This is a genomic window from Sedimenticola selenatireducens, from assembly GCF_007625115.1.
In the GTDB taxonomy this organism is placed as follows: domain Bacteria; phylum Pseudomonadota; class Gammaproteobacteria; order Chromatiales; family Chromatiaceae; genus Sedimenticola; species Sedimenticola selenatireducens_A.
Map to the genome: position 1 here is coordinate 34,651 of NZ_VMNH01000023.1, position 12,757 is coordinate 47,407.

At 50.6% G+C, this 12,757-nt stretch carries 11 protein-coding genes; 6 read left to right on the top strand and 5 right to left on the bottom strand.

What is annotated here, in order from left to right:
• The first annotated feature begins 36 nt into the window (after positions 1-36).
• Complete coding sequence (locus FHP88_RS14870; RefSeq protein ID WP_260843327.1) at positions 37-951, top strand: helix-turn-helix transcriptional regulator; 915 nt, start codon at positions 37-39, stop codon at positions 949-951.
• A gap of 17 nt (positions 952-968) precedes the next feature.
• On the opposite strand, the gene FHP88_RS14875 is transcribed toward FHP88_RS14870, so the two are convergent.
• From FHP88_RS14875 to FHP88_RS14885, 3 genes are all read right to left on the bottom strand, one after another.
• Entirely contained in the window at positions 969-1,217 is a 249-nt protein-coding gene (locus FHP88_RS14875; protein WP_144359882.1) for a hypothetical protein, read from the bottom strand.
• Positions 1,218-1,325: 108 nt separating this feature from the next.
• Complete coding sequence (locus FHP88_RS14880; RefSeq protein WP_144359883.1) at positions 1,326-3,410, bottom strand: sensor histidine kinase; 2,085 nt, start codon at positions 3,408-3,410, stop codon at positions 1,326-1,328.
• Between the two features lie 58 nt (positions 3,411-3,468).
• Complete coding sequence (locus FHP88_RS14885) at positions 3,469-4,848, bottom strand: sigma-54 dependent transcriptional regulator (protein ID WP_313957296.1); 1,380 nt, start codon at positions 4,846-4,848, stop codon at positions 3,469-3,471.
• Positions 4,849-5,306: 458 nt separating this feature from the next.
• Between FHP88_RS14885 and mobB the strand changes: the two genes are divergently transcribed.
• The 4 genes from mobB to FHP88_RS14905 all read left to right on the top strand — a co-directional run bounded on the left by mobB (position 5,307) and on the right by FHP88_RS14905 (position 9,657).
• Positions 5,307-5,885 carry a molybdopterin-guanine dinucleotide biosynthesis protein B gene (gene mobB / locus FHP88_RS14890; RefSeq protein WP_144359884.1) on the top strand — a complete coding sequence of 193 codons (579 nt, stop codon included), beginning with the start codon at positions 5,307-5,309 and terminating at the stop codon, positions 5,883-5,885.
• A gap of 127 nt (positions 5,886-6,012) precedes the next feature.
• Positions 6,013-6,726, top strand: a complete 714-nt coding sequence (pdsR, locus tag FHP88_RS14895) for a proteobacterial dedicated sortase system response regulator (RefSeq protein WP_144359885.1) — start codon at positions 6,013-6,015, stop codon at positions 6,724-6,726.
• Complete coding sequence (gene pdsS, locus FHP88_RS14900; RefSeq protein WP_144359886.1) at positions 6,723-8,852, top strand: proteobacterial dedicated sortase system histidine kinase; 2,130 nt, start codon at positions 6,723-6,725, stop codon at positions 8,850-8,852. Before pdsR ends, pdsS begins: the two co-directional genes overlap by 4 nt.
• A gap of 61 nt (positions 8,853-8,913) precedes the next feature.
• Entirely contained in the window at positions 8,914-9,657 is a 744-nt protein-coding gene (locus FHP88_RS14905; protein ID WP_144359887.1) for a substrate-binding periplasmic protein, read from the top strand.
• A 3-nt stretch (positions 9,658-9,660) separates the two neighbouring features.
• On the opposite strand, the gene FHP88_RS14910 is transcribed toward FHP88_RS14905, so the two are convergent.
• The gene (locus tag FHP88_RS14910; RefSeq protein WP_144359888.1) at positions 9,661-10,437 is read right to left on the bottom strand and encodes an ABC transporter permease; all 777 of its coding nucleotides are present in this window, start codon (positions 10,435-10,437) and stop codon (positions 9,661-9,663) included.
• Entirely contained in the window at positions 10,434-11,363 is a 930-nt protein-coding gene (locus FHP88_RS14915; RefSeq protein WP_144359889.1) for an ABC transporter ATP-binding protein, read from the bottom strand. Before FHP88_RS14915 ends, FHP88_RS14910 begins: the two co-directional genes overlap by 4 nt.
• 260 nt (positions 11,364-11,623) lie before the next feature.
• Here FHP88_RS14915 and FHP88_RS14920 point away from each other — a divergent pair, with 260 nt between their 5' ends.
• Complete coding sequence (locus FHP88_RS14920; RefSeq protein WP_144359890.1) at positions 11,624-12,751, top strand: NAD(P)/FAD-dependent oxidoreductase; 1,128 nt, start codon at positions 11,624-11,626, stop codon at positions 12,749-12,751.
• Positions 12,752-12,757 lie beyond the last annotated feature (6 nt).

Sequence of the window (12,757 nt, forward strand, 5' to 3'; positions counted from 1 at the left end):
GAAGACGGACCCGATGGTCATATAGGGAATAAACTGATGGCAGCTGTAATGTCACAACACAGCGATGTTTTTATGAGTGTTAAGCAGGTCGCTGAATACCTGCACCTGAATGAAAAGAAGATCTACGCCCTGGTGAATGAAGGCGGCATTCCCGCTACAAAAGTGACGGGTAAATGGATGTTTCCCCGAGAGCTGGTTGATCGCTGGATGCTCGACTCGACCCACGGAGGATTACTCACGGATCGACTGGTCATTTCAGGGGGTGGTGACCCCCTCTTGTACCGATTAATACAAGACTTCGCGCGACAGACGGGCGCCCATGCCCTTATCAGCTATACACCCACGGGTACGCGACTTGGTTTGGATCTACTGCAGGCCAACCGTGTTGATGCCTGTGGCGTACACTGGGGACCGGATAGTGAGAGCCACCTGCGTCATCCCGCCCTGCTCAGCCAATACTCCCAACATCATCAATGGGTCTTAATCCGTGCATTCCGGCGCGAGCAAGGGCTTATGATCAGCCCCGAAATCAATATCAAATCCAGTGACGTCGATTTACTGTTTCACAATCGCTATCGCTGGGCGACACGACAAACCGGGTCAGGAAGTCAACGTTTTCTGCTCGAATTGTTAAGCCACTACAGCATCAGTAAAGATGAACTAAACAATCAGGTCAGCGCACTATCGGCGCGGGAAGCAGCAGCGGCAATCGCCATGAAGCAGTGTGATGTGGCGCCAGGAGCACGCGCCATTGCCAAGGAATATGGCCTGGGTTTTATTACCTTTGGCTGGGAGTCGTTTGATATCGCCCTGCCAAGAAACATCTGGTTCAGGCGCCTGTTCCAGGACCTGATCACACGTCTAAAATCGCAACCCTGCCAATCCATGGCGGAACGTCTGACGGGTTATAACCTGGAGGGAGCTGGCGATCTGGTATGGGGTGATGATTAGAACAGGTAGGTGTTAGATTAATCTGGGGTATTTAATCCCTTCAATGCACTTTCCAGCTTGGTTCCCTCTAAATACTGGAAACAGCGAGTACTCCATTCATCGGCCGTCATACTGCCGTCGGCAATCATCGCGGCAACAACCTGACCCCATTGAATGAGATAGGCATTCTTCTCGAGAAGTCGGGTATGTTGATCTAAAATTTCCCGGCGCTTTTCATCCAGCTTCTCGAGCTCTTTTTCAAGAAATAAACCATGTTCGTCGGTCATAACCGTACCTTCTCTCTATCTCAATCTCTGCCAGCCTCATTGCGAATCATAGCGCAAAATACCCCAATACGCAGCTAACCTGAATATAACAACCGAACGCTGTTGCGTTTACCCTAGCGATTCTGATGGCTGGTCTTCATCCAATTCCTGTTGGCCATGCATGGACTGAAGCTGCTCTTCAATGGTCTCTTCGTCACTCGCCATCACCGGCACGCACAAAAGCCAGACGGTAAAACAGGAACCCACGCCGACCTCAGATTCGACTGTGATATTTCCACCATAGCGTCTCATCAAGCCATAGCTGACTGATAGACCCAAACCCGTTCCTTCACCCTGCTGCTTGGTACTGTAAAAGGGATTAAAGATACGACCCATCTCATTATCATCCATGCCTGACCCATTATCCTTTACCTGAAACTGAATACCTTTATCACTCCAGTTTCGGCTAAGAATCTGTATCACACCAACGCGGCCTTTTAATGAGTGAATTGCGTTCACCACAAGGTTAACCAGCACCTGCTGCAACTCTTGTTCATTGATCTCTACCAATCTATCGGCCTGCAAATCAAGTGTAATCTCAAACTCAGACTTTTTACGTAAATGACGCACCAGGGCCAAGGTATGCTCAACCACGCTATTCACATCAACATGGGTCAGATAACCTGCATACTCATCAGGCCTGGAGTATTGCAGCAGGTTATTGACAATATCCCTTATTCGATAAATCTGTTCGATTACCAGTTTAATTTCATTCTCTACCGGTTGCAGTGCCGCGCCCAGCTCGGCAGTAATGACATCCAGATTACCCAGCATGACCGCCGTCGGATTGTTGATTTCATGGGCGACACCAGCCGTTAGCTCACCCAGCGCCGCCAGCTTCTCTGCAATAACCAGTTGCTGGCGAGTTTCACGCAACGCCCGAATGGTCCGTTGCAGATCCTGGTTTTTACTTTGCAATTCAGCGGTACGTTCTTTGACTTTATCTTCCAATTGATCAGCCCAGGCCTGAATCTGCTGATTCCGCTCAGCCAACAGATCCAGCATCGCATCAAACTCACGGGCCAACTCACCAATCTCATCCCTGGACGCGACAGAACCTATACGCCGCGCCTCACCTTCCCGGGTAGCCCTGACCACCCGACTCATAGTCTCCAGTGGTTTGAAGATAGACTTGGCGCCCAAAACCGCCAACAGTGAGGAGATGCCCATCAGAATCAAAAACAGTAACACCAATATGGCAAGCGCCTTCCAAAGCTCATTACGAAATGGCTTTTCCAGGAATCCGGCGTAGAGCATACCGATACGCTTTCCATGAACATCAATAATCGGCTCATAGGCTGACAGGTACCAGTCATTCACCACAAAGGCACTGTCTATCCAGACCTCGCCCTCATCCAGTACCTTACTGCGCACTTCATTCGACACCCGGGTGCCGAGCGCCCGCTCTCCCGGCCTTAATGGGACATTGGTGGTAATACGCACATCGTCAATAAAGACCGTTACCGTTCCAATACTGCCCTCAGGCAAACTGCCTGGGCCGTACACCAGGTCACTGATGGTATCGACAAAACTGAAGTTATCATTAAGTGAAACCCCCCCATCGACTACGGCAACCACCTTTCCACTGAGATCGCGCACCGGATGTATGGCGCGAATCATCATCGCCCGATCCTCAATTGTTCGTTTGGTAGGTCGTGCCTTCTGGGTAGGGATCAAGGGCAGGTGATACTGTTGCGCAAGGTCTGCTGAAAGTAATTTGAGATCAGCCTGACTGAAAATTTCGACACCAACCCTGGGCTCGCCCTGGAGAGCCGCATCCAACGAAGGGGACGGGATATGTGTTGATTGCTCAGCAGATCGTGCCTGAACATCTTGCCCATGCTGGTCGAGCAATCGAAGATAACTAAAGCCTGACCCCGTCTTGAGGCTGAGTAACTGTGCTTCTATTGACGCATAATCCTGTTCTTCCAGAGCAGTGCGAAAGGCATAGGATTCAGTCAGATTCCCAACCTGCCCCAGATAATCCTGGCGCATGCGCCGAAAAATATCATGCGAGACAGAAAGGTCTGTATTGACCTTTAGGTAGAGTTGATCGTAAGTGGCATTGGCCCCCCAGTAGATTGCCAATACCAGTGCAATCGGCATGATCAGTACAATTGGGAAGAGCACCAGGGTCAGTAGCTTGTAACGCAATGACCCATTGATCTGCTTAAAAATTTGCTGGAGAAGGCTCACCGTATATTAAGGCCGGTTAACACTCTCCCCAGGCCTGTACTTTCCGCTCCAGGGTCTTTCGTGAGATGCCCAATAGTCGCGCTGCCGCCGATTTATTTCCACCTTCACCTTCCAGTACACGCAGGATGTGATGCTTCTCCACTTGATCCAATTGCAGTGCATCACCTTCACTCTTTGAATCAGCCGGGTCATCTGAAAGTGAGGGCTTGCTGAGACATTGACTGGGACTGCTGTTAAGCAACAGACAGCGTTCGATGACATTTTTCAGTTCACGAACATTTCCCGGCCAGTCATAGTTGCGCAGACAGGCCAGATCTGCCTGAGAGAGTTGGGGAGGCTCCACACCCAATTCAGAGGCCAGCGACTTACTGAAATGAGCCGTCAGCTGAGGAATATCTTCCAATCGCTCCCGCAGTGACGGCATGCGGATTGAGAGGACATTAAGGCGATAATAGAGATCCTCTCTAAACTGACCATTTTTTACCTGCTCACTCAGATCCCGATTAGTTGCAGCAATAATCCGCACCGCCACAGGCACCTCTTTATTGGAACCCACCGGGCGAACGGTCCGCTCTTCCAACACCCTCAGAAGATGCGCCTGCATGGAGAGAGGCATCTCACCAATCTCATCTAGGAAGAGCGTCCCCTCATTGGCATAGGTAAAGAGTCCTTCCCGGGCTTGGTGCGCCCCGGTAAAGGCGCCCTTAATATGGCCAAACAGTTCACTTTCCAGCAGTTCCGCCGAGATCGCTCCACAGTTGACCGGGACAAAACTACCGACACGACCACTCCATTCATGAATCGCACGCGCTGCCAACTCCTTGCCGGTACCCGATTCACCTTCAATCAGCACAGTAGAGGGCATCGGAGCCACTCGCTTGATGACCTGACAGAGATTCTTAATCAGTTCACACTCACCCACCATGCCAGATTTGTCAAAGATGTGGTCTACCTGTCGACGTAGCACAAAATTTTCCCGCTGCATTTTCTGCCGATCCATATAACGCTTAACTGAGGCCATCATCTGCTCCATGCGAAACGGTTTCATTATGAAATCTTCCGCGCCCGCCCGCAGCGCGGCAATAGCCGTCTCCAGATCCGCATAAGCGGTCATGAAAATTACTCCTGTAGCAGTCCCCTGCTCCCGCAACTCGGTAACCCATTCAACACCGGTCCGACCAGGCAGGCGTATATCCGCAATAATGAGATCGAAATAACAGCGTTCATGCAGTATCTCCGCCGCCGCCGCATTTTCTGCAGTCTCAACCAAGCCAAAATACTTCTGCAAGCCTCGCTGTAAAAAACTACGGATACCCGGCTCATCATCCACAATCAATACCGAGGTCATGCGTGTACTTGACTCAATCTCTTGTTGATCCATTACCTGCTCTGCCACAGAAATCACCCTTGGTTGATTTACAATTATTGTCTTCAGCGCGCGTCACCATGACAGCCGCTTTATTTCTACCCGAAAATAATCATTCATTCAGCCCTGATGCATGGCACCTGACCTGAACACTGATCCTGCATATAACCAGTATGGGACATTTTGACCCGATTTCCAGTCAAACCCTTGAGACAATTTGGTGTGAAATGGCTCATCTACTTGACTAAAAAATAGACCCTACACGCCAAAACATCCCAGATTCACCCATAAATCTCAGACAAATCACCCCTTTTAACGACTTTATTCTTATTTAACGCAAAGAATCGGAAGGCAATAATCGAACCAAATCCATTCCAATCAATTGGCACTCTTATTGCTGCCTTGATTTACCAACGGTGTAGCACTGATACCGAATCATCAGAACTTCGGATCAATTAACGCCCTTTACTGCCACTGGAGGCTGATACATGATCTCGTTCCCGTTACCACTCATAGGTTTTAGTGCATTCAGTGGCACCGGGAAAACTACCTTGTTAGCACAGCTGCTGCCACTGCTCAAAGAACAGGGATTGCGTGTTGGCGCGGTTAAACATGCCCACCACAAATTTGAGATAGACCATCCAACCAAAGACAGCTATCGCCTGCGTAAAGCGGGGGCTGACCAGATGCTGGTGGCATCCCGCAATTGCATCGCCCTGATTACTGAACGGGAAGATCAACGAGCCGAACCTGAGTTGGGCGATCTACTGCAGGCACTGGATACCCGGACACTCGACTTGGTGCTTGTGGAGGGTTTTAAGCGGGAACAGTTCCCCAAGATCGAACTGCACAGACCCTCGCTCGGCAAACCACTGCTCTATCCGAATGACCCGAACATCATTGCCATCGCAACAGATGAGCGGCTCTCTACGACACCCTGCCATATCCCTGTACTCGATCTGAATAATCCATCCGCTATGGTCGACTTTCTGCTCAGCCATCTCTTCCATTCTGAAAAACAGCCCGTTCGGCAGTATCCTCTCCAGGGACAGCAACGCTTTCAATAAGGGGGATGTGTCGCTCTCTGCTGGCATGCAGTTCCGGTGTTTTTGTGCGTTCTATTTCATGTTAAAGGTTTTATTTCGCCTGGGTTTTTGGTGTAGAGTGTGCGCAATCAAACCGGCCTGAAGCCTAATGAAAAAACAGATAGCCATTGTTGAGGATGAACCCGCTATTCGGGAAAACTATGTCGACCTACTGAACCGGCAAGGCTATCAGGTCAGTGGTTATGCCTCCCGGACAGAGGCAATCACCGCCTTTCGCAAGCAGTTACCTGATCTGGCCATCCTGGATATCGGCCTGAATGATGAGATGGAGGGTGGATTTGAGCTCTGCCGTGAGCTCCGCTCCCTCTCCACGACGCTACCGATAATCTTCCTCACCGCCAGGGACAGCGAACTGGATACCGTTTCAGGATTGCGATTGGGTGCAGACGACTATCTCACCAAAGACATCACCCTGGCCCATCTCGCCGCACGCATTTCTGCCCTATTCCGTCGTATGGACGCGTTGAAACAGCCGATCCAGAAAGAGCAGGTCATTGAACGCGGCGGGCTCAAGCTTGACCTGGATCGATTTCAGGTGACTTGGGAGGAGACACCCATTGACCTGACACTCACCGAATTCTGGTTTGTCCACGCACTCTGCATCCACCCCGGCCACGTCCGAAGTCGCGATCAACTGATGGACGCTGCCAATATCCTGGTGGATGCCACCAGCATCAGCACCCATATCAAACGCATCCGGCGCAAGTTTGAAGAGATTGACCGTCACTTCAACGCCATTGAAACTGTCTATGGCATAGGCTATCGCTGGAACATGGCAGCGCCAGTTCTCAGCAAAGAATGAATCATCAACGCAGTTTTTTTCGCAGCATCCGTTTCAAACTGCTGTTGGTATCCTTGACATTATTGGCCATCCCATGGGCAGGCTACCGTTACATCCAGGAGACCGAACGATTTCTCCGTCAGACCCAGGAAACCATGCTACTCGGCACGGCACAAGCGGTCGCAGCCATACTGCATAACAGCCCAACGCTCCTCACTACATCGAACGATAGAAAGGATGATTCAGACGAGCCGCTCATCTATCTCAACCCACTCACTCAATCCATACAACTGGATGGCTATAGTGAAGACTGGCTGCCCTACCTGGGAAACATTGAACGCTATCCAGAGCAGGGGGAGTGGCAGTTTGAAAGCATCCTTGGGGAGTACGGCAGCCATCTCTACCTGTTCATCCGGATAAAGGATGACCGGGTGTTGCACCTGCCCCCTGGTGCAACTCGAATGGATCTCGGCGACTCTGTGCGGATCAGCATTCAGCAGGCGAGTGGACAGCAAGTGGATTATCGCATTGCCACGACGGCGCCGGGTTGGGTCACTGCCCAGCAGATGCCTACCCGTAAAAATGATCCCTACCCCGTGCGCAGAGAAGATAGAATTCAGGGTGAATGGCAAACATCCGAACACGGTTATACGCTGGAACTGCGAATTCCTCAGTATCTCGTGGGTGACCGCATCGCCCTAAGCGTATCCGATCTGGATGATCCCACTAAACCTGAAACGGCAAAGTTCATATCAACGGTATCGGACGGGAGTCAACCCCTGCTGGGGCGTATCATCCGGCCCGATCCAGAGATAGGCCGTATGATCGGCGGACTACAGCATGAAAATGCGCGTATCTGGGTGCTCAATCGGCAGCAATTGGTATTGGCCAGGAGGGGGCGACTACAGCCAGTAGACGATGCCATAACCGCGGAGGATATGCCGTTGCCCTCACCGCTACAACCCTTGCTGCGACTCATACTGGACCAACCCAGTCATCACTTTGAAGATGAGTTCAGTCGCAGCGCCCGCTTAAAAGGTGGCGAAATCGAAGCCGCACTCTCGGGACAACCTCAAACACGTCGACGACACACACCGGACGAAAAGGCCGTCATACTCTCGGCGGCCTGGCCTATCGAGTCAGATCATGGCGTCGTCGGTGCAGTGCTGGTTGAGCAGAGCACCAATGAGATATTAACCCTGCAGAACCAGGCGCTGGAGAAGATCACCGGCATTACGCTGATGTTGTTTCTCTTCACCGGGTTGGCGATTCTTGGTTTTGCCACACTGCTGACCCGACGCATTCGACATCTTAGCAGCCACATAGAGGCCGCTGTCACGCCTGACGGACGCATCCAGGGAAGACTGAAGCCAGACCAGGCAGAAGATGAGATTGGCGATCTCAGCCGGAGCTTCTCCAGCGTGCTCAATAGGCTGTCTGAATACAATCGCTACCTGGAGGCAATGGCATCACGACTCGCCCATGAGTTCAGAACGCCGCTGACGATCGTCAAATCCTCTCTTGAAAACCTGAACGATAATAGTGATCCTGAGGCCCAATCTCGCTATATACAGCGTGCAGAAGAAGGCGTCAGTCGATTGGGGCTGATATTGCATCGCATGCGTGAAGCGACGCGTCTGGAACAACAATTGATACAAACTGAGATCGAAACGTTTGACCTTAATGCCATGCTTGAGATGGCACTGGAGGGCTATCGACAGGCATTCAGTAACGTCACCTTTAATCTCAAAGGGCTCGACCGACAACTGTTCATCAAAGGAGCACCCGACTTGATCAGTCAGGCACTGGACAAACTGATCAGTAATGCGGTTGATTTTCATCTTTATGAAACAACCATTGAGTTGATACTCACCGAACAAAGCACCAGCTTACTCAGGCTAGCCGTTCGCAACCAGGGCCCCGTACTGCCACCCGGTATGGAGCAGGAGCTGTTCGCCTCCATGGTCTCCATTCGCGAGAGCAAACAGGGAGAACCCCATCTGGGCCTGGGCCTCTATCTCGTACGCTTAATCAGTGAATTCCACGGCGGCCATACTGAAGCCCGCAATCTGCCATCTGGAAAGGGGGTAGAATTCAGCCTGGTACTACCGATTTTAAAAACGGCCCGTCCACACACCGATGGTTGAGCTATTATCAATAAATGTAGCCATGCATGTCTGCCGTTTAAAATAACCTCAGGAAACTCGCATGACCAGCAGAGTCTACAACAACACCCTATATGGCATGACACTCATTTCATTGCTCATCTTTCCAGCTATAAGTTGGGCAGATGATTCCACACCTGAAATTGAATATGCTTATCCAAATCAATCGGTCTGGACTATTCGTACCGATGATAAAGGCATTTTAAAGAACCCATTACTTGATTTTGCAGCGACGCTCTTTAGTCAGGCCAACATGAAATGGCACTCCGCCCCTTATCCAGCAAAAAGACTCTTTAGTAATCTAAAAAATGGCATTTCAAACTTCGCCATACTGGTTCGCGCAAACTCCTTAAAAGAGTGCTGCATCTTTAGCCAGGCACCCGTCACCCGTACAGAGTTGCGGGTCTATAGACTCAATAATGCAGCACCCATTCAAAGCATGGATGACTTAAAGGGTAAACGAGTCATCACCATTCTTGGTTATAGCTACGGCACACTGGGGCGATTCATACGAAACAAAGAGAACAAAATCGAACGCTTCAACGCCCCAAATCATCAGAGCGCCTTCGCGATGCTGGCACACAAGCGTGCCGAATACCTGCTCGATTACACGGGCCCCTCTGCGGAGGTCTTAGCCGACAATCCCATTGAGGGTGTGCAAGACCATATACTCTCGCAGCTGGACGTCTATCTCGTACTGAATAAAAACTACCCTGATGTCCAGAGGGTAATGGATCGACTTGAGACAATCGCACGGGATATCCCACTGGACATCCCCCGCCGATGAACCTCAGGTCTTGATGCCAATACCCCGACTGAGCAACATCAGGCTAAAGGTTGTAAGCGCAAGTATAAACAACACCACAATCCCTAATGCCGCGACCATTGATATATCCGACACCCCGAGCAATCCATAGCGAAAGGCATTAACCATGTAGAGGATTGGATTAGCCAGAGACACTTGCTGCCAGAATTCAGGCAGCATGTTGATTGAGTAAAACACCCCGCCCAGATAGGTGAGTGGCGTCAAAATAAAGGTCGGAACGATAGTAATGTCATCAAAACTATTGGCATAAACAGCATTGATAAAACCCGCCAGTGAAAAAAGTATTGCGGTCAATACAAATACCATCAGGGTCCAGCCATAACTTTGTACTTGAATATCAGTGAAGAATAACGAAACAGCTGTAACCGTTACCCCGACCAATACCCCACGTGAGACCCCTCCGGCAACATAGCCCGCAAGAATGATCCAGTTAGGCACGGGAGAGATAATCAACTCCTCCACATGATGCTGGTATTTACTGCTGAAGAAAGAGGAGACCACATTGGAGTATGAGTTGGTAATCACCGCCATCAGTATCAGACCCGGGACAATAAAATCGATATAACTGAAACCATCCATCTCACCTATCCGGGAACCTATCAGATTGCCGAAGATGATGTAATAGAGCGTAGTGGTAATGGCAGGCGGTAATATTGTTTGCAACCAGATCCGGGTAAAGCGTAATAACTCTTTGGTAAATATAGTGAGGAAGGCCGTCCAATAGCGGCTATAGCGGGTCATTGTGCCGCTCCATTGCGTGAATTCTCGAGCATATTTATAAACAGCTGTTCAAGACGATTCTGCTTGTTACGCATTGACGTAATACCTACCCCTTTATTGGTGAGTTGTTCAAACAGGTGATTAATACTCTGATCACTATTAATCGCCACCTCTATGCGCTGCTCATCCAGTCGCTTGAGTTGAAAACCATCAAGACCGGGAAGATCAGCCAAAGGATCACGCAAGTTCAGCACAAAGGTCTCGGTATGCAGCTGACGTAACAATTGATCCATCCGCGTATTCTCAACAATCCGTCCCTGATTGATAATGGCGATATTTCGACAAAGGCTCTCGGCCTCTTCCAAATAATGGGTGGTGAGAATGATGGTGGTCCCCTGCGCATTCAGTTCACTCATAAACGCCCACATGGAGCGACGTATCTCAATATCCACGCCCGCAGTCGGCTCATCCAATATCAAAAGCTTGGGTCGATGCACCAAGGCACGGGCAATCATCAGCCGACGTTTCATACCGCCCGACAGGGTTCTGGACATCTGATTGCGCTTGTCCCACAAATCCAGTTGTTTCAGGCTCGCTTCGGCCCTTCGCCAGGCCTCTTTTCGCGGAATCCCGTAAAAACCGGCCTGATTGACGACAATCTCGCCAATCCGTTCCCACATGTTGAAATTGAACTCTTGTGGCACCAGACCAATACAGGACTTGACCGCCTCAGGGTCCTTATCCAGGTCATGGCCAAACACCTCGACCTGACCGGATGTTTTATTTACTAGCGAGCTGATGATACCTATGGCGGTCGATTTTCCGGCGCCATTAGGCCCAAGCAGGGCAAAAAAATCACCCTCCGCGACATTGATATCAATCCCCTTGAGGGCTTCAAATCCGTTCTTGTAGACCTTTCGCAGATCAGAGATGGCGAGTGCATTCATTAGTTAAATATATCCGGGTATTGTTTTGAGCGACATTCAAACGGCCAACCGATCTTGAAGAGGTGATTTGTGTGATTAAGCTTACCCACACTATATGGAGCCGGCACCAATGAAATCAACCGCCTATCGCATGACTAAACTTATCACCCTGACAGATGCCCCCAATGTATCCCTTTCGATACAGGGGAAATGATCAGGCAAAAAAAGATATAATGCGCCAAAAGCGCTAGACACAAGATAATATATTCGAGGTATAAGGCATGAAGAGAATCACCCTTGTCGGTGCTGGTTTTGCGGCACTGACAGCCGTTCAAAAACTGCGCGCCGCTGATCCAGCACTGGAAATCACCCTGGTGGCACCAGCGCCCGAATTCTCCTACCTACCCGGCACTATCTGGATTCCTTCTGGTCTGAGAAAACCGGAAGATCTGCAGATCAATCTGAGCAATTTTTTCCACCGACAAAATGTTAAGTACTTTCAAGGCTCAGCCATTGGATTGAAACAGGATGGTCGGATTCTGGTGACCGACCAGGGAGATATTGAGAATGATGGCCTGATTATCTGTTCTGGTGGCCGCTTCATCAAGAAGCTCCCCGGTATCGAACACGCGATCACCCCCTGCGAGGGCATCCCGGCGGCGATAAAGATCCGTGACCGACTGAAAGCCATGACCGGCGGCACCATTGCTGTGGGCTTTTCCGGAAACCCCAAAGAGCCATCCGCGATGCGCGGGGGACCCATGTTTGAGTTTCTGTTTGGTATCGACCAGCAACTCCGCCGGGAAGGGCGCCGTGAAAAATTCAAACTCATCTTCTTCACTCCCGCCGCTGAGCCTGGAAAAAGGCTCGGGCCAAAGGCCGTAAAAGGCCTACTGGGTGAGATGAAAAAACGCGGCATCGAAACCCATCTGGGTCATAAGATGAAACAGTTCACCGAGACCAAGGTGATCACCGAAGGTGGAGAGTTTGATGCAGACCTGATCCTCTTTATGCCGGGCATGACGGGCAATCAGTGGTTTGATAATACCGAACTACCCCGCTCAGAAGGAGGCCTGATCAAAGCCGATAAGCGCTGTCGGGTCGAAGGCATGACCCAGGTCTACGTCGCGGGTGATTCAGGCAGCTATCCCGGCCCGGAATGGATGCCAAAACAAGCTCATATGGCAGACCTTCAGGCCGAAGCAGCTGCAGCCAACCTGCTGGCAGAACTGGATGGCAAACAGCCGACCCATACATTCAAGGTCGAGCTGTTTTGCATTGTTGACAGTCAGAGCCGCGGCAGCCTGGTCGCCCGAACACCCGGCTATAACATCGCACTGCCACAGATGCGGCTATTCCATTGGTTGAAGCGTCTATTTGAGTGGTGGTATCTGCGCCAGTATCGTTAGGCAGAA